The organism is Pseudomonas sp. v388 (assembly GCF_003935425.1).
GTDB lineage: Bacteria > Pseudomonadota > Gammaproteobacteria > Pseudomonadales > Pseudomonadaceae > Aquipseudomonas.
This window is the reverse complement of the sequence record NZ_RHQN01000002.1, coordinates 438,924-457,605: the sequence shown is the minus strand read 5'-3', so window position 1 is coordinate 457,605 and position 18,682 is coordinate 438,924. Positions and strand designations below refer to the sequence as shown.

Below are 18,682 nucleotides of genomic sequence, written 5' to 3'. Positions count from 1 at the left end.
GGCAGCCTTGACAGTAGCGCAAATCACGCGTCGGGACGAAAAATGCTTATAATGCCCAGCGTTTTTTTCTTTTGCCAAAGCTTCAAGGCGTGTTCATTTGTAAATGCCTGCGCTCAACCCATCTTTTTCTGGAAATCCAAAAGCCTTGATACGCCTGCTGAAATTTCTGTGGTGGTCTCTTGTAGCAGTCTTCTGCGCACTGTTGCTCGGCCTGAGTGGCGCCTTCCTCTATCTGAGCCCCAACCTGCCCTCCGTCGAAGCCCTGCGGAGTATCCAGCTTCAGATCCCGCTGCGCGTCTACAGCAGCGACGGCAAGCTGATCGCCGAATTCGGCGAGATGCGCCGCACCCCGATCCGCTTCGCCGAAATCCCGCCCAATTTCATCAACGCCCTGTTATCGGCAGAAGACGACAATTTCGCCAATCATTATGGCGTCGATCCCAGCAGCCTGATGCGCGCCGCGACCCAACTGGTCAAGAGCGGCCATATTCAGTCGGGCGGCAGCACCATCACCATGCAGGTGGCGAAGAACTTTTTCCTGACCAGCGAAAGAAGCTTCTCACGCAAGACTACCGAGATCCTGCTGGCCTTGCAGATCGAACGTCAGCTGACCAAGGACGAGATCCTCGAGCTGTACGTGAACAAGATCTACCTCGGCAACCGGGCCTACGGTATCGAGGCTGCGGCGCAAGTCTACTATGGCAAATCGATTCGCGATGTAAGCCTTGCACAAATGGCGATGATCGCCGGTCTGCCCAAGGCCCCGTCGCGCTTCAACCCGCTGGCCAACCCGGCCCGGGCCAAGGAACGTCGCGACTGGATCCTGGGCCGCATGTACCGGCTGGGCAAGATCGACCAGACCGCCTATCAGGCCGCCCTGAGCGAGCCGCTCAACGCCAGCTATCACGTGCAGACGCCGGAAGTCGACGCGCCGTATATCGCCGAGATGGCGCGCGCCGAGATGGTCGGCCGCTACGGCAGCGACGCCTACACCGAAGGGTTCCGCGTCACCACTACCGTTCCGAGCGATTTGCAGGAACATGCCAAACTCGCCGTGCGCCGCGGCCTGCTGGATTACGACCAGCGTCATGGCTATCGCGGACCTGAAAGCCGCTTCCCGGGCATGACCCGTGCGGGCTGGGTTCAGGAGCTGACCAAGCAGCGAACCATCAATGGCCTCGAACCTGCCATCGTGACCCAGGTCGACAAGACCGGCATCCGGGTTCTGACCCGCAACGGCGAGCAGGAAGAAACCGTCGACTGGGCCAGCATGAAGTGGGCGCGGCCTTACCTGAACACCAACAGCATGGGCGCCAATCCGCGCCAGCCGGGCGACGTTGCCAAGGTTGGCGACCTGATCCGCGTATTGCGCCAGGACGATTCCACGCTCAAGTTCAGCCAGGTTCCCGCCGCCCAGAGCGCGCTGGTTTCGCTGGACCCACGCAACGGTGCCATCCGCGCCCTGGTGGGTGGCTTCGCTTTCGAGCAGAGCAACTACAACCGTGCCATGCAGGCCAAGCGTCAGCCAGGGTCGAGCTTCAAGCCGTTCGTTTACAGCGCGGCACTGGATAACGGCTACACCGCGTCGAGCCTGGTCAACGATGCGCCGATCGTGTTCGTCGACGAATACCTGGACAAGGTCTGGCGTCCGAAGAACGACACCAATACGTTCCTTGGGCCGATCCGCCTGCGCGAAGCGCTGTACAAGTCGCGCAACCTGGTTTCGATCCGCCTGCTCCAGGCGCTGGGCGTCGACAGCACCATCGATTACATCAGCAAATTCGGCTTCGCCAAGCAGGACCTGCCGCGCAACCTGTCGCTGGCGCTGGGGACCGCAACCTTGACGCCGATGGAGATCGCCACTGGCTGGAGCGCCTTTGCCAACGGTGGTTACAAGGTCAATTCCTACCTGATCCAGACCATCGAGGACCGTGACGGCAAAACCCTGTTCGCCGCCAACCCGCCGAGCGTTCCGGAGACCGACAGCAAGCCGGCGCCCGACACTTCGACCTTCGCGGTGCACGATGCGCCCGGCCTGACGGCAACTTCCGCCAGCGGCCTGGCTCAGCCGCAGATTCCACTGCTGGCGGAACGTATCGTCGACAGCCGCACCACGTTCATCCTCAACAGCATGTTGCAGGACGTGATCAAGCGCGGCACCGGACGCCGGGCATTGGCGATGAATCGCCCGGACATCGCCGGCAAGACCGGTACCACCAACGAGTCCAAGGACGCGTGGTTCTCCGGCTACAACGCCGATTACGTGACCACGGTATGGAGCGGTTTCGATCAGCCGGAAAGCCTGGGCCGTCACGAGTTCGGCGGCACGGTAGCGTTGCCGATCTGGATGGATTACATGAGCGCTGCGCTCAAGGACAAGCCGCCGCATCAGCAGCCGGAGCCCGATGGCATCCTGAGCCTGCGGGTAGACCCGGTCAGCGGCCGCGCCGCCACGCCGAGCACGCCCAATGCATTCTTCGAGCTGTTCAAAAGCGAAGACACACCACCGAGCGTGAACGAACTGGGCGGCAGCGCTCCAGGCAGCCCGCTGCCGGCAGACGAATCGGCGCCGATCGATTTGTTCTGACTGACGCCTTCGCCAGCAAGAGACTGCGATCCCTGTGGGAGGCGGCTTGCTGGCGACGAATGTGATGCGGTCTTTCTGACAGACCGCAGCGCTTAGGTCGCGAGCAAGCTCCCTCCCACAGATAACTGAACCGCGCTTAGCCTGCACAAACAAAAACGCCCCGACATTGTCGGGGCGTTTTGTTTTACGGGTTCAGGCTTCAGCCTTTGAACACGTCATCCACGCTGGTCAGCGGGTAGTGCTTCGGATACGGCAGGGTAGCCACGCCGCTCTCGATGGCTGCCTTGGCGACCGCATCGGCGATCAGGCCGAGCAGGCGGGAGTCCATTGGCTTCGGAATGATGTACTCACGACCGAATTCCAGCTTGATACCGCCGTAGGCGTCGCTGACTTCCTGTGGAACCGGCAGCTTGGCCAGTTCACGCAGGGCGTTGGCGGCAGCGATTTTCATCTCTTCGTTAATGCGCTTGGCGCGAACGTCCAGAGCACCACGGAAGATGAACGGGAAGCCCAGCACATTGTTGACCTGGTTCGGGTAGTCCGAACGGCCGGTCGCCATGATCACGTCACTGCGAGTGGCGTGCGCCAGTTCCGGCGAGATTTCCGGATCAGGGTTGGAGCAGGCAAAGACGATCGGGTCCTTGGCCATGGTCTTCAGGCCTTCGGCGCTGAGCAGGTTCGGGCCGGACAGGCCGACGAACACGTCCGCACCATCGAGTGCGTCAGCCAGGCTGCGCTTCTCGGTCGGATGAGCGAACACCGCCTTGTACTGGTTCAGGTCGGTACGCTCGGAGTGGATCACCCCGGTACGGTCGACCATGTAGATGTTTTCGATCCTGGCGCCCATGCTCACCAGCAACTTCATGCAGGAGATGGCTGCGGCGCCAGCGCCCAGGCAAACGATCTTGGCGGTGTCGAGGGACTTGCCGACGATTTCCAGCGCGTTGATCATGCCGGCCGCGGTGACGATGGCGGTACCGTGCTGGTCATCGTGGAAGACCGGGATGTCGCACTGTTCGATCAGCGCTTTCTCGATTTCAAAGCACTCGGGCGCCTTGATGTCTTCCAGGTTGATGCCACCGAAGGTGATGGAAATGCGCTTGACGGTGTCGATGAAGGCTTGCGGGCTTTCGGAATCGACTTCGATATCGAACACATCGATACCGGCGAAACGCTTGAACAGCACGCCCTTGCCTTCCATGACCGGCTTGGACGCCAGAGGCCCCAGGTCACCAAGGCCCAGAATCGCGGTGCCATCGGAAATAACTGCTACCAGGTTGCCTTTGCCGGTGTACTTGTAGGCCAGCTCGGGATCACGGGCGATTTCACGCACGGGCTCGGCAACGCCGGGGCTGTAGGCCAGCGCCAGGTCACGGGCGGTTGCGGTCGGCTTGGTGAGTTCTACGCTCAGCTTCCCTGGACGAGGATTGGCGTGATATTCGAGCGCGGCAGTTTTCAGATCTGACATGTATGCGATTCCGCTTTTTGCTGTGGGACTGACGGACCGCCGAGGATACGCAAGATGCATAGTCCTAACAAGACTGACCAGTCACTGCTGTCAAGGGGCGGAGGCTTAGACTTTACGCTTAGAACCGCGAGCTGACTATCCGCCAACCGGGCTCAACATCGCCGGATGCGTAAGCGGCATGAGCCATCTGGCCTGGCCCGGTTTCAACCCTCCACGACGGGAGCGGTCCACTAACCAGCCGCGGGCTTCGATCCGCTGCCCGGCGAGGCGCTGAAGCACGGACACGTCGAACTGATCCAGCAGGCGCGGCTCGATGCGCAACACCAGCGACCCCTTCAGCTCGATCCACAGCCCGCCGCCGTTGCGCTCCACCTTGCGGACCTGACCGGCAACCACCGAAAAACCGCTCTGGCTGATGGCAGCGACCGAGCGCACCGGCGAGTTGCGCCAGACGCCGAGTTTCGCCCGGCGTGCGACCTGCTCGGCATCGCGCTGGCATTCAACCAATTCAACATTGGGCGCAATGGCAACCTGATAACCCAGCCCTTCGCTGAGCAGTTGCGCTTCGAAATTATCGCCGTTGCGGCCGTAGACGTTGGCCAGTGTACGCCCGTAGTGGTCCCTGCTCTGCCGGCCGACCCGCAACGAAACCCGGCCGGCGCTCTCATCCACCAGCGCCTGTAGGCGACGGCGCGCGGCTTCGGCGAATGGCTCGGCGGACCGGCCGTTCTTTCCGGTTTCGGGAGTATTGAGGCCGATCATCCGCACGCTGCGGCCGTCGGTGAGGCGCAAAGTGTCGCCATCGACCACTTTCTGTACCTGCGCAACCGGCAGGTCGACCGACGACGGGCACAATGCCTCGGCACTGGAAAGCCAAATCGCAGACATAAAAAAGACGCCCACAAGGGGCGCCTTTTCAAGTAGTCCGGTTTTGCCCATGGGCAGCCCGTCTTACTTCGCTTTGGTAGCGCCGAACGCACCGAAACGGGATTTGAACTTGTCGACACGGCCGCCAACGTCAAGCGTCTTCTGCTTGCCGGTGTAGAACGGGTGGCACTCGTTGCACACGTCCAGGCTCAGAGGAGCGGCCAGGGTGGAACGGGTCTTGATGACATTGCCGCAGCTGCAGGTTGCGTCAATGGCTTCGTAAACTGGATGGATGTTAGCTTTCATCGGTACTTCCTCAGTCTAGCGTGCCGCCACCCAACACTATTGTTGAATACCGCACGGAAATAGGCTGCGGATACTACCAGACAATCCAGATGACGCAAGCGAACCTTTACACCGGTCGTCTGCTAAGATCGCGCATCCGCCACAGACCGCCACAGGGAATTACCGCGTGCCCAACGCCATCCTGCGCCTTGCCTTGCCCTCGCCGTTGCGCCGCCTGTTCGACTATCGCGCTCCAGCCGGCATTGCGCGCAGTGCTTTGCAGCCGGGCATGCGCCTGCGCGTACCGTTCGGGCGTCGGGAAATGATCGGCATTCTGGTGGAAGTCGTCGATCACAGCGAAGTCCCTGCCGACAAGCTCAAGCCTGCCATCGCCCTGCTCGACAGCCAGGTGCCGATGCCCGCTTCGCTGTTCAAGTTGTGCCTGTGGACCGCCCAGTATTATCAACACAGCCTGGGTGACACGCTGAGCTGGGCACTGCCGGTCCTGTTGCGCCAAGGTGAACCCGCCGAAACTCGCCAGGAGCGCTTCTGGCACGTAGCGCCCGGCGCCAGCGTTGACGATCCGCGTATCGCCCGCGCGCCCAAGCAGCGCGAAGCCCTGACCACCCTCGCCCAGCACCCGCACGGCGTGGCGCATCAACTGCTGAGCAAGCTGATGCTGAACAAGGACAGCCTCAACCTGCTGCTGGCCAAAGAGCTGGTGTACATTGAAGTGCGGTGCCATGCGCCGACGCCGCGCCATGAACGCTGGCTGGCGCAGCCGGAACTGCCGCTCAACACTGAACAGCGCGCCGCCTACGAAGCGATTCGCGCCGGATTCGACAGCTTCCATGCGTTTTTGCTGGCCGGCGTGACCGGCAGCGGCAAGACCGAGGTCTACCTGCAACTGATCCGCGAGACGCTCGAAGCCGGCAAGCAGGCGCTGGTGCTGATCCCGGAAATCAACCTCGGGCCGCAGACCCTGGCGCGTTTCGAACAACGCTTCAACGCGCGGATTGCCCTCGTGCATTCGGCAGTCAACGACCGCGAGCGGCTGGATGCCTGGCTTGCCGCGCGGGACGGCGAAGCCGACATTATTATCGGCACGCGCTCGGCGCTGTTCACGCCGATGAAGAATCCGGGCCTGATCATCATCGACGAGGAACACGACGGCTCCTATAAACAGCAGGAAGGTCTGCGCTACCACGCCCGCGATCTGGCACTGGTACGAGCCCGCCAGGAAAACATTCCCATCGTGCTCGGTTCGGCGACGCCTTCACTGGAAAGCCTGCACAACGCCTACACCGGCCGTTACGGCCTGCTGCGCCTCAATCAACGCGCCGGCGGTGCGCAGCAGCCGCGGTTCATGCGCCTGGACGTCAAGAGCCGACCGCTGGACAGCGGCATTTCCGGGCCGATGCAACAGGCGATCGGCCAGACCCTGGCTGCGGGCCAGCAAGTGCTGGTGTTCCTCAACCGTCGGGGCTTTGCGCCAACGCTGCTGTGTCACGACTGCGGCTGGATGTCCGGCTGCCAGCGCTGCGACGCGCGCATGACGGTGCACCAGCGTTCCGGCGAGTTGCGCTGCCACCATTGTGGCTACGTCGAGCGCGTACCACGGCAGTGCCCGTCCTGCGGCAAGGTCGATCTGCGCCCGGTCGGGGCCGGCACCGAACGGGCCGAGGAGAGGTTGGGCATTCTGTTTCCCGACTACCCGGTGCTGCGCGTGGATCGGGACAGTACGTCACGCAAGGATGCGATGAACAAGCTGTTTGAAACCATCCAGCGCGGCCAGCCGTGCATTCTGGTCGGCACGCAAATGCTCGCCAAGGGGCATCACTTTCCTCGGGTGACGCTGGTGTCGATCCTGGATGCCGACGGCGGGTTGTTTTCCGGCGACTTTCGCGCCAGCGAGCGCATGGCGCAGCTGATCGTGCAGGTCGCGGGACGGGCCGGACGAGCGGAAGAGCCCGGAAAAGTCATCATCCAGACCCATCTGGCTGACCATCCGCTGCTGATTCAGCTCACCGAACAGGGTTATTTCGCTTTCGCTGAACAGGCGCTGAGCGAGCGACGTGCCGCCGGGCTGCCGCCGTTCTCGCATCTCGCCCTGCTGCGGGCCGAAGCCCACAAACCCGGCCAGGCGGAAGAGTTTCTCGACCAGGCGTGCGCCCAGGCCGAGGATATTCTTGCGCAGCAAGGCTTGAGCGGGATCGAACTGCTCGGCCCGGTCCCTGCGCCCATGGAGCGCCGCGCCGGTCGGTATCGTGCGCAGTTGCTGGTGCAAGGCAACGCCCGCGCACCGCTGCATAAACTGCTCAGCACCTGGCTGCTGGCCTTGGAACAGATGCCCAGCGGACGAGCGGTCAGATGGTCGCTGGACGTCGATCCGGTGGATCTTTATTAACCCTGAGGATGACACTGTGGGAGCGGACTTGTCCGCGAGGCTTACTTTCAGGCGGCACAGATGCAGTAGATGTAACACCCCCGCGGGGAAGTCCGCTCCCACACAGTTGGCAAGCCGGCCTTCGCCACGGATAATGCAGAGTTTTTCCACCCGCGCATCGAAGCGCCACCGCGCTTGCGGTCGAAGAGAGCATCATGAAAGACACCATTCGCCAGCTGATCCAACAAGCCCTGACCCGCCTCGTTTCCGAGGGCGTCTTGCCTGAAGGGCTGACGCCGGCGATTCAGGTGGAAAACGCCCGGGACAAGACCCACGGCGACTTCGCCAGCAACATCGCGATGATGCTCGCCAAGCCTGCGGGCATGAAGCCGCGTGACCTGGCCGAAAAACTGATCGCCGCGCTGCCTGCCGACGAACAGGTCAGCAAGGTCGAAATCGCCGGCCCCGGTTTCCTGAATTTCTTCCAGAACACCCAGGCCCTGGCTTCGCGCCTGGACGCCGCGCTGGCCGACCCGCAGTTGTCGGTACGCAAGGCAGGCCCGGCCCAGCGTGTGGTCGTCGACCTTTCCGCGCCGAACCTGGCCAAGGAAATGCACGTCGGCCACCTGCGCTCGACCATCATCGGCGACGGCGTCGCCAATGTCCTGGAATTCCTCGGCGATACCGTGATCCGCCAGAACCACGTCGGCGACTGGGGTACGCAGTTCGGCATGCTGCTGGCCTACCTTCAGGAAAAACCGGCGACCAGCGACGAGCTGTCCGACCTGGAAAACTTTTACCGCGCGGCCAAGCAGCGCTTCGACGAATCCGAAGAGTTCGCCGAGCGTGCTCGTGGGCTGGTGGTCAAGTTGCAGGCCGGCGATGCCGAATGCCTGGCGTTGTGGACGCGCTTCAACGAAATCTCGCTGTCGCACTGTCAGAAAACCTACGAGCGCCTTAACGTCAAACTGACCCCGGCCGACGTCAAGGGCGAAAGCGCCTACAACGACGACTTGGCCAATGTGGTCAACGACCTGAAGACCGCCGGCCTGCTGGTTGAAAGCAATGGCGCGCAGTGCGTATTCCTCGAAGAATTCCGCACCGCCGAAGACACGCCGCTGCCGGTCATCGTCCAGAAAGCCGGTGGCGGTTATCTGTACGCCACCACCGACCTGGCTGCAATCCGCTATCGCAGCCGCGTCCTCAAGGCTGATCGCGTGCTGTATTTCGTCGATCAGCGCCAGGCCCTGCACTTCCAGCAAGTGTTCGAAGTCGCGCGCCGCGCCGGTTTCGTACACGACGGCATGCAGCTCGAACACATGGGCTTCGGCACCATGAACGGCGCCGATGGCCGTCCGTTCAAGACTCGCGACGGCGGCGTGGTAAAGCTCGTCGACCTGCTCGATGAAGCTCAGGAGCGCGCCTACACGCTGGTCAAGGAAAAGAACCCGCAAAGCCCGGAAGCCGAGCTGCGCAGCATCGCCAAGGCAGTGGGCATTGGCGCGGTGAAGTACGCTGACCTGTCCAAGCACCGCACCAGCGACTACAGCTTCAACTTCGACCAGATGCTGAGTTTCGAAGGCAATACCGCGCCGTACCTGCTGTACGCCTACACCCGTGTCTCGGGTGTGTTCCGCAAACTTGGCACGCCGTTCGATGCAAGCCTGGGCAACATCGTGCTGGAAGCGCCGCAGGAGCAGGATCTGGCGGCGCGCCTGGCGCAGTTCACCGAAACCCTGAACACCGTCGCAGAAAAAGGCACGCCCCACGTTCTTTGTGCTTATCTGTATGACCTTGCGGGCCTGTTTTCGAGTTTCTATGAAAACTGCCCGATCCTTGGTGCGCAAAACCCCGATCAGCAACAGAGCCGCCTGCGTCTGGCGGCCCTGACCGGTCGCACCCTCAAGCAAGGCCTGGATCTGTTGGGTCTGGAAACTCTGGAGCGTATGTAAGTTGGCAGTTGCGAAGAAGAAACCGGCTCCCAAGCGCGGCGCCAGCCGTTATCAGGCACCCGCGAAGAAGCCGATTCCAGGATGGTTGTGGTTGGTCATTGGCCTTACCGTGGGCGCGTTCATCGTCTTTCTGATGAAACTGGAACCCGGTGGCGCCGACATCAAGCGCGAAAGGGCCGAGGCCAAGGCCGCCAAGATCGCCGAAGCCAACAAGACGCCGCCAAGCCCGACGGCGCCGGTCAAGCCCAAGTACGACTTCTACACGCTGCTGCCGGAATCGGAAGTCATCGTGCCGAACGAGGCGGTGCCGGAGAAAACCCCGCCTGCCGTGGCTCCGGTTGCCCCGGTTTCCCCAGAACAGGCGGCGAAGATCGATACTGCACGCGCCCAGGCCGCCCTCAGCGGCCTGACGCCACCGCCGGCGCCTCCGGTCGCCACGACCAAGCCTGCCGCGGTCACCACGTTCTTCCTGCAAGCCGGTTCGTTCCGCAAGCAGGCCGACGCCGACAAGGTCCGGGCGCAGATCATTCTGCTCGGCCAGACGGCTACGGTGGAATCGGGGACTGTGAAGGATGAAACCTGGTACCGCGTGCTGGTCGGTCCGTTCAGCAACCGCGAACAACTGACCACCGCGCAGAAACAACTGGCAGGTGGTGGATTCAGTAACCTCTTGTTGCAGCAGCGTCAGAGCCGGTAAGCAGTCGGTACGCGTTTCCGGGCATGATCTGATATTGCTTCGCCAGCAAGCTGGCTCCTACAGGTACGAGGTGCGCGGCGATCTGTGGGAGCCAGCTTGCTGGCGAGAGGCCCGTGCAGACGCAATGTATGCGGCGTCTGTACTCATGCTTCGCGGACAAGTCCGCTCCCACAGGAATCGCAATGGGCTTTGCCGCCATTCATCCCTAACGGTTGAAATGCCCGACCGCACCCCCATATGAGTCTGCATCAGGGCATTTTCGCCCCGCTGCGTGGAGACTCTCCCTTGACCACCATCGTTTCAGTGCGCCGCCATGGCAAAGTCGTCATGGCCGGTGACGGCCAGGTTTCCCTGGGCAATACCGTCATGAAAGGCAACGCGAAGAAAGTCCGTCGCCTTTATCATGGCGAAGTGATTGCCGGGTTCGCTGGTGCCACCGCCGACGCCTTCACCCTGTTCGAGCGTTTCGAAGGTCAGCTGGAAAAACACCAGGGCCATCTGGTTCGCGCCGCCGTCGAGCTGGCCAAGGACTGGCGTACCGATCGCTCCCTCAGCCGCCTTGAAGCCATGCTGGCCGTTGCCAACAAGGATGCGTCACTGATCATCACCGGTAATGGTGACGTCGTTGAGCCTGAAGACGGCCTGATTGCCATGGGTTCCGGCGGTGCCTTCGCCCAGGCCGCTGCCCGCGCACTGCTGCTCAAGACCGACCTGTCGGCGCGCGAAATCACCGAGACCGCGTTGCACATTGCCGGCGACATCTGCGTGTTCACCAACCACAACATCACCGTCGAGGAGCAGGACCTCGCTGAATAAGCCCGCACACGACCGTTTCAACGCCGTGCCGGCTTACTTCCATCCAGAGGATCGTATTCATTATGTCCATGACTCCCCGCGAAATCGTCCATGAACTCAATCGCCATATCATCGGCCAGGACGATGCCAAGCGCGCTGTCGCCATTGCCCTGCGCAATCGCTGGCGCCGGATGCAGCTGCCCGAAGAGCTGCGCGTTGAAGTAACCCCCAAGAACATCCTGATGATCGGCCCGACCGGCGTCGGCAAGACCGAAATCGCTCGTCGCCTCGCCAAGCTGGCCAATGCGCCGTTCATCAAGGTCGAAGCGACCAAGTTCACCGAAGTGGGCTATGTAGGCCGCGACGTCGAGTCGATCATCCGCGACCTGGCCGACGCTGCGATCAAGCTGCTGCGTGAGCAGGAAATCGTCAAGGTTCGCCATCGTGCCGAAGATGCCGCCGAAGACCGCATTCTCGATGCGCTGCTGCCGCAAGCCCGCACAGGCTTTGGCGAAGAGCCGGTGTCCTCCAGCGATTCCAACACCCGCCAGCTGTTCCGCAAGCGCCTGCGTGAAGGCCAGCTGGACGACAAGGAAATCGAACTCGAACTGAGCGAAGCCATCGGCGTCGACATTTCCGCGCCGCCGGGCATGGAAGAAATGACCAATCAGCTTCAGAGCCTGTTCGCCAATATGGGCAAGGGCAAGAAGAAGAGCCGCAAGCTCAAGGTCAAGGAAGCGCTCAAGCTGGTGCGCGAAGAAGAGGCCAGCCGCCTGGTCAATGACGAAGAACTCAAGGTCAAGGCACTGGAAGCCGTCGAACAGCACGGTATCGTGTTCATCGACGAAATCGACAAGGTCGCCAAGCGCGGCAATTCCGGCGGCGTGGACGTTTCCCGCGAAGGCGTACAGCGCGACCTGCTGCCGCTGATCGAAGGCTGCACCGTCAATACCAAGCTGGGCATGGTCAAGACTGACCACATCCTGTTCATCGCCTCCGGTGCGTTCCACCTCAGCAAGCCAAGCGACCTGGTGCCTGAACTGCAAGGTCGCCTGCCGATCCGCGTGGAGCTCAAGGCGCTGACGCCACAGGACTTCGAACGCATCCTCAGCGAGCCGCATGCTTCGCTGACCGAGCAGTACCGCGAGCTGCTGAAAACCGAGGGCCTGAGCATCGAGTTCAAGGCCGATGGCATCAAGCGTCTGGCGGAAATTGCCTGGCAGGTCAACGAGAAGACCGAAAACATCGGTGCTCGTCGCCTGCACACGCTACTGGAGCGCTTGCTCGAAGAACTGTCGTTCAGTGCCGGCGACATGGCGACCAGTCCGGATGCCGAAGCCATCAGCATCGACGCCGACTACGTCAACAGCCATTTGGGCGAGCTGGCCAACGACGAAGACTTGTCGCGCTACATTCTCTAAGAGGCGGCCAGTTACAAGCCGCAAGCCGCGAGAGCAATCGCTTCGTCGCGGCTTGCAGCCCAAAACTGTAGCTTGTAGTTTGTAGCCTGTAGCTTGCTCTTCGAGACCCCCATGGCCCGACTTCCCACCGCGATCCAGCTGCACAAAGCATCCAAGACCCTGACGCTGAAATACGCGCCGGATGAGGAATATCATCTGCCTGCCGAATTCCTGCGGGTGCATTCGCCGTCCGCCGAGGTTCAGGGGCATGGCAAGCCGATCCTGCAATTCGGCAAGCTTGGCGTCGGGTTGACCAAGGTTGAACCGGCCGGGCAGTACGCGTTGAAGCTGACGTTCGATGACGGCCACGACAGCGGCTTGTTCACCTGGGATTACCTGTACGAGCTGGGCAAACGTCAGGAAGCGCTGTGGCAGGACTATCTGCTGGAACTCAAGAAAGCCGGTAAATCCCGAGATCCGTCCGAACAAGTCATCAAGCTTATGCTTTAGCCTGCCGCAACGGTCATTCGTCACCCCGACTGATCGCTGCAACGGATTGCTGAATACCTCGCCATACCCGGTCGGGCGCTTTAGCCCGCCGCCCGCCGTTTTAGAACGCACTTTCTAATCGAATTTGTTTCAATGTACCGCGCAGCGGTCAATGACTGACCCTGCTTGCGATTTATTGAAATCTCGCGTAACCAATGACTTTGTCAATTTCCCGCATCGAGCCCGGTGCGGGCAGCGGTATGCAGAGCCGTGGTCACGTGAAGCGCAGCTGTTCAGGCGCCTTCGCGGTAGCTTGCATAAATTCCGCCTAATTGGCTGGCAAACCATCATCGGTCACACGAGCAGTAGTACCGGCGTCTCGCCTGTGTCACTGGTCACAGGGAGAAAGTCGGTACTCGTCTCGGACAATGGAGCGTCGTAGATGAGTAGCAAGAACAACGATGACCTGCAGGTGCAAGCCTCTGAACACACCTTGGGTCTGAACCCGGTGGTTGGCTTGCGCCGCAAAGACTTACTGACCACCGCTCGCATCGTTCTGCGCCAGGCACTCAAGCAGCCTATTCACAGCCTCAAGCATGTCGCTCACCTTGGCGCGCAGTTGACCCATGTCCTGTTGGGCAGGTCGGACCTGCATCCCGCTGCCGATGACCGACGATTCTCCGACCCGGCCTGGTCGCAAAATCCGCTGTATCGCCGTTACCTGCAGATTTACCTGGCTTGGCGATCCGAGCTGCATGACTGGGTCGGCAGCAGCAATCTGTCGCCGCAGGACATCAGCCGTGGTCATTTTGTGATCAATTTGCTGACCGAAGCCATGTCGCCCACCAACTCGGCGGCCAATCCGGCAGCGGTGAAGCGCTTCTTCGAAACCGGCGGCAAGAGCCTGCTCGACGGGCTGGCGCATCTGGCCAAGGATCTGGTGCACAACGGCGGCATGCCCAGCCAGGTCAACATGGATGCGTTCGAAGTCGGCAAGAACCTGGGCACCACCGAAGGCGCGGTGGTATTTCGCAATGAGGTCCTGGAGCTGATCCAGTACAAGCCCGTTACCGACGAGGTTCACGAGCGCCCGCTGCTGGTGGTGCCGCCGCAGATCAACAAGTTCTATGTCTTTGACCTGAGCCCGGAAAAGAGTCTGGCGCGTTTTTGCCTGCGCAGTCAGGTGCAGACCTTCATCATCAGTTGGCGCAACCCGACCAAGGCCCAGCGGGAATGGGGCCTGTCGACCTATATCGAGGCACTCAAGGAAGCCGTGGAAGTGGTCACCGCGATCACCGGCAGCCCGGACATCAACATGCTCGGCGCCTGCTCCGGCGGGATCACCTGCACCGCCCTGCTCGGCCATTACGCGGCGCTGGAAAAGCAGAAGGTCCATGCGCTGACCTTGCTGGTCAGCGTGCTGGACACGACCCTGGAAACCGAGGTGGCGCTGTTCGTCGACGAGCAGACCCTGGAAACCGCCAAGCGCCATTCCTATCAGGCCGGCGTGCTGGAAGGTCGTGACATGGCCAAGGTATTCGCCTGGATGCGGCCCAACGACCTGATCTGGAATTACTGGGTCAACAACTACCTGCTGGGCAATGAGCCGCCGGTGTTCGACATTCTGTTCTGGAACAACGACACCACGCGGCTGCCCGCCGCATTCCATGGCGACCTGATCGAGATGTTCAAGAACAATCCGCTCATCCGCCCCAACGCGCTGGAGGTCTGCGGCACGCCGATCGATCTCAAGCAGGTCACCAGCGATGTGTTCTGCCTGGCGGGCACCAACGATCACATTACCCCGTGGCAATCCTGCTACAAATCGGCGCGCCTGTTTGGCGGCAATACCGAGTTCGTGCTGTCGAGCAGCGGTCATATCCAGAGCATTCTGAACCCGCCGGGCAACCCCAAGGCGCGCTTCATGACCAACACCGAAATGCCCGTCGACCCGCTGGAATGGCAGGAAAACGGCACCAAGCACACCGATTCCTGGTGGCTGTACTGGCAAGAGTGGCAGACGCAGCGTTCGGGCGAACTCAAGAAAGCGCCGGCAGCGCTGGGCAGCAAGGCTTACCCGGCAGGGGAAGCATCGCCGGGCACATACGTTCACGAACGCTAGGATTGACCCTGTGCCTGGGCAACGGCCGGACCGAGCTTCTCGGCACCGGCCGTTACCGGCACGCATGCAACAGCGGCACACAGGAGGCTACGCCTCGGCGGATCTGGCCCAAGCGCGGGACAGCTTGTCAGCGGTTTAACGAACAGGGCTTCGCGCATGCCTCAACCCTATGTATTTCGTTCCATCGACCTGGACGGTCACACGATTCGCACGGCAGTACGGCCGGGCAAGAGCCATATGACGCCGCTGCTGATTTTCAACGGCATCGGCGCCAACCTGGAGCTGGTATTCCCGTTCGTCGAAGCGCTGGACCCGGAGATGGAGGTGATCGCCTTCGACGTGCCGGGCGTCGGCGGCTCTTCCACGCCCAGCCGGCCGTACCGCTTTCCGGGGCTGGCGAAGCTGGCGGCGCGCATGCTCGATTATCTGGATATCGGCCAGGTAAACGTGATCGGCGTGTCCTGGGGCGGTGCGCTGGCGCAGCAGTTTGCCTTCGATTACCCCGAACGCTGCAAGAAGCTGGTGCTGGCCGCCACCTCCGCCGGCATGGTGATGGTGCCGGGCAAGCCGCGGGTAATGTGGATGATGGCCAGCCCGAGACGCTACATCCAGCCGTCCCATGTGATTCGCATTGCCCCGGAAATCTACGGCGGTGCGTTTCGTCGCGACCCGTATCTGGCCGCCAACCACGCCGGCAGGGTCCGGGCGTCCGGCAAGCTGGGCTATTACTGGCAACTGTTCGCGGGCATGGGCTGGACCAGCATCCACTGGCTGCACAAGATCCATCAGCCGACCCTGGTGCTGGCCGGCGACGACGATCCGCTGATCCCGTTGGTAAATATGCGGTTACTGGCTTGGCGGATACCCAATGCCCAGCTACACATAATCGATGACGGTCATTTGTTTCTCATCACCCGAGCCGAAGCCGTCGCCCCCATCATCATGGGTTTTCTGCAGCAAGAACGACAACGCGCGGTCATGCATCCACAGCCGCCACCACCCAGAACGCGTTGAACCGATCAGCCGAATTCATCGGAGCGGGAGAGCTTCCGCCAGAATCCGTTTCACCGACTGTGCCGACAGACTGGATTTCGAATGGCACAGAACCACGCAGGCCCGCCGGGTGCAGGCCTGCGTCATTCAAATGGGCTGATGGCTTGACGAAGGAGTGTTGCCCTCATGCGAAAAAACACAACGGCGGTGGCCGATGCCGCCCCCGCCACTTATATCAATGCGCAAAGCGCCATTACCGGTCTGCGAGGCCGTGACCTGCTGTCCACCCTGCGCGCCGTCGCCGTGCAAAGCTGGCGGCATCCTTTTCGCAGCGCCCGCCGCGCCCTGGCGCTGGGCAACCAGGTGGGCCGCGTGATGCTGCTGGGCGAAACCCCTTACCCGCCCAATCCGCGCGACAGTCGCTTCGCCGACCCGACCTGGAGCCTCAACCCGCTCTACCGACGTGGCTTGCAGATCTACCTGAGCTGGCAGCACCAGGTCAAACAATGGATCGACGAGAGCGACCTGTCCAAGGACGACCGTGCCCGCGCGCATTTCCTGTTCGCCCTGATCAACGACGCCATGTCGCCGACCAATACGCTGCTCAATCCGCTGGCCGTCAAGGCACTGTTCGACTCCGGCGGCACCAGCCTGCTCAAGGGCCTGCGGCACATGGCCGACGACATGCTGCATAACAACGGGCTGCCACGGCAGACCACCCGGGACGCGTTCGAAATCGGCCGTACCGTCGCGACCACGCCGGGCGCGGTGGTGTTTCGCAACGACATGCTGGAGCTGATCCAGTACAAGCCGATGAGCGAAAAACAGTATTCGCGGCCCTTGCTGATCGTGCCGCCGCAGATCAACAAGTACTACATCTTCGACTTGAGCCCGACCAACAGTTTCGTGCAGTACGCGCTGAAGAACGGCCTGCAGACCTTCGTCATCAGCTGGCGCAATCCGGACGTGCGGCACCGCGAATGGGGGCTGTCGAGCTACGTCGAAGCGGCCGAAGAAGCCATGAACGTGTGCCGGGCAATCACTCGCGCCCGGGAGGTGAATCTGGTCGGCGCCTGCGCCGGCGGCCTGACCATTGCGGCCTTGCAAGGTCATTTGCAGGCCAAGCGCCAGATTCGCCGGGTCGCCAGCGCCACGTATATGGTCAGCCTGCTGGACGCACAGATCGACAGCCCGGCCACGTTGTTCATCGACGAACAGACGCTGGAAGCCGCCAAGCGCCGGTCGTATCAGCGAGGCGTGCTGGAAGGCAGCGACATGGCCCGAGTGTTCGCCTGGATGCGTCCCAACGACCTGATCTGGAGCTACTGGATCAACAACTACCTGCTGGGCAAGGCGCCGCCCCCGTTCGACATCCTGTACTGGAACAACGACACCACGCGCCTGCCAGCCGCGCTGCATGGCGACCTGCTGGACTTCTTCAAACACAACCCGCTTTCCCATCCCGGAGGGCTGGAAGTCTGCGGCACGCCCATCGACCTGCAGAAGGTCACGGTCGACAGCTTCAGCGTGGCGGGCATCAACGACCACATCACGCCGTGGGATTCGGTGTATCGCTCGACCCTGCTGCTGGGCGGTGAGCGGCGCTTTCTTCTCGCCAACAGCGGGCATGTGCAAAGCATCCTCAACCCACCGGGCAATCCCAAGGCGCACTACGTCGAGCACAGCCAGTTAAGCGGCGACCCGCGCGCCTGGTACTACGATGCCAGGCAACAGGACGGCAGCTGGTGGCCGACCTGGCTGAAATGGATTCACGAGCATTCGGGCACCGAGCGGCCGACCAGAATGGAACTGGGCAACGAGAAGTTCGTCCCGATGGAAGCGGCGCCCGGCACTTACGTACACGTGCGCTGAGCGGTCGCTGCACCACAGGCCCGGCATAGTCAGGGACGCCGCCGTTCGCGGCCGTCCCTGCTGTCGCTCAACGCGTACCGGACATCCCGAGAACCAGACAAGAAGACCGGATGAAGACCCGCGACCGTATCCTCGAATGTGCGCTGAACCTGTTCAACCAGGAAGGCGAACCCAACGTCTCGACCCTGGAAATCGCCAATGAAATGGGCATCAGCCCAGGCAACCTGTATTACCACTTTCACGGCAAGGAGCCGTTGGTGCTGGGGCTGTTCGAGCGTTTCCAGGCCGAACTGACGCCCCTGCTCGACCCGCCCGCCGACGCCCGGCTCAACGCAGAAGACTATTGGCTGTTCCTGCACCTGATCGTCGAGCGCGTGGCGCACTATCGCTTTCTGTTCCAGGACCTGTCCAACCTGGCCGGGCGCCTGCCGAAGCTGGCGCGCGGGATTCGCAACCTGCTCAATTCCCTCAAGCGAACCCTGGCCTCACTGCTGGCTCATCTCAAGGCCCAGGGCCAGTTGGTCAGCGAAACCCAGGCGCTGGGGCAACTGGTGGAGCAGATCACTATGACCTTGCTGTTTTCGCTGGACTACCAAAGGATTCTGGGACGTGAGCCGGAGGTAAGGATCGTGGTGTACCAGATCATGATGCTGGTTGCGCCGCATCTGGTGCCCGCGTCCGGGCAGGCCACGCAGGAGATGGCGATGCAGTATTTGAAGCGGTAGCGAGCGCGGGAACCGCTTTCGCCAGCAAGCTGACTCCTACAGAA

General features: G+C 61.8%; 14 protein-coding genes. 11 read left to right on the top strand and 3 right to left on the bottom strand.

The features are described from left to right. The first annotated feature begins 148 nt into the window (after window positions 1–148). A complete protein-coding gene (locus EGJ27_RS06265) occupies window positions 149–2,587 on the top strand; it encodes a penicillin-binding protein 1A (protein ID WP_371920842.1) in 2,439 nt (812 codons plus the stop codon). 199 nt (window positions 2,588–2,786) lie between these two features. Here the strand turns inward: EGJ27_RS06265 and EGJ27_RS06260 are convergent, their stop codons facing one another. The 3 genes from EGJ27_RS06260 to rpmE all read right to left on the bottom strand — a co-directional run bounded on the left by EGJ27_RS06260 (window position 2,787) and on the right by rpmE (window position 5,228). Then, a complete protein-coding gene (locus tag EGJ27_RS06260) occupies window positions 2,787–4,055 on the bottom strand; it encodes a malic enzyme-like NAD(P)-binding protein (RefSeq protein WP_125829863.1) in 1,269 nt (422 codons plus the stop codon). Window positions 4,056–4,190: 135 nt separating this feature from the next. Then, the gene (locus tag EGJ27_RS06255) at window positions 4,191–4,994 is read right to left on the bottom strand and encodes a thermonuclease family protein (RefSeq protein WP_125829862.1); all 804 of its coding nucleotides are present in this window, start codon (window positions 4,992–4,994) and stop codon (window positions 4,191–4,193) included. Between the two features lie 12 nt (window positions 4,995–5,006). Beyond that, the gene (rpmE, locus tag EGJ27_RS06250) at window positions 5,007–5,228 is read right to left on the bottom strand and encodes a 50S ribosomal protein L31 (protein WP_125829861.1); all 222 of its coding nucleotides are present in this window, start codon (window positions 5,226–5,228) and stop codon (window positions 5,007–5,009) included. A gap of 166 nt (window positions 5,229–5,394) precedes the next feature. On the opposite strand from rpmE, the gene EGJ27_RS06245 reads away from it, so the two are divergent. From EGJ27_RS06245 to EGJ27_RS06200, 10 genes are all read left to right on the top strand, one after another. After that, window positions 5,395–7,614 (top strand): primosomal protein N', encoded by a 2,220-nt coding sequence (locus EGJ27_RS06245; protein WP_125829860.1) that lies wholly within the window; start codon window positions 5,395–5,397, stop codon window positions 7,612–7,614. Window positions 7,615–7,808: 194 nt separating this feature from the next. After that, window positions 7,809–9,545 (top strand): arginine--tRNA ligase, encoded by a 1,737-nt coding sequence (gene argS, locus EGJ27_RS06240; protein ID WP_125829859.1) that lies wholly within the window; start codon window positions 7,809–7,811, stop codon window positions 9,543–9,545. A gap of 1 nt (window position 9,546) precedes the next feature. Then, the gene (locus EGJ27_RS06235; RefSeq protein ID WP_125829858.1) at window positions 9,547–10,242 is read left to right on the top strand and encodes an SPOR domain-containing protein; all 696 of its coding nucleotides are present in this window, start codon (window positions 9,547–9,549) and stop codon (window positions 10,240–10,242) included. A gap of 285 nt (window positions 10,243–10,527) precedes the next feature. After that, on the top strand, window positions 10,528–11,058 hold the full coding sequence (hslV, locus tag EGJ27_RS06230; RefSeq protein ID WP_125829857.1) for an ATP-dependent protease subunit HslV: 531 nt from the start codon (window positions 10,528–10,530) through the stop codon (window positions 11,056–11,058). 62 nt (window positions 11,059–11,120) lie between these two features. Next, the gene (hslU, locus tag EGJ27_RS06225; protein ID WP_125829856.1) at window positions 11,121–12,458 is read left to right on the top strand and encodes an ATP-dependent protease ATPase subunit HslU; all 1,338 of its coding nucleotides are present in this window, start codon (window positions 11,121–11,123) and stop codon (window positions 12,456–12,458) included. A gap of 111 nt (window positions 12,459–12,569) precedes the next feature. Beyond that, window positions 12,570–12,947, top strand: a complete 378-nt coding sequence (locus EGJ27_RS06220; RefSeq protein ID WP_125829855.1) for a gamma-butyrobetaine hydroxylase-like domain-containing protein — start codon at window positions 12,570–12,572, stop codon at window positions 12,945–12,947. 421 nt (window positions 12,948–13,368) lie between these two features. Continuing rightward, a complete protein-coding gene (phaC, locus tag EGJ27_RS06215; protein ID WP_125829854.1) occupies window positions 13,369–15,048 on the top strand; it encodes a class II poly(R)-hydroxyalkanoic acid synthase in 1,680 nt (559 codons plus the stop codon). A 156-nt stretch (window positions 15,049–15,204) separates the two neighbouring features. Next, a complete protein-coding gene (gene phaZ / locus EGJ27_RS06210) occupies window positions 15,205–16,062 on the top strand; it encodes a poly(3-hydroxyalkanoate) depolymerase (protein WP_125829853.1) in 858 nt (285 codons plus the stop codon). A gap of 165 nt (window positions 16,063–16,227) precedes the next feature. Further along, complete coding sequence (gene phaC, locus EGJ27_RS06205) at window positions 16,228–17,913, top strand: class II poly(R)-hydroxyalkanoic acid synthase (protein ID WP_125829852.1); 1,686 nt, start codon at window positions 16,228–16,230, stop codon at window positions 17,911–17,913. A 110-nt stretch (window positions 17,914–18,023) separates the two neighbouring features. Next, window positions 18,024–18,638 (top strand): TetR/AcrR family transcriptional regulator, encoded by a 615-nt coding sequence (locus EGJ27_RS06200; protein WP_125829851.1) that lies wholly within the window; start codon window positions 18,024–18,026, stop codon window positions 18,636–18,638. Window positions 18,639–18,682 lie beyond the last annotated feature (44 nt).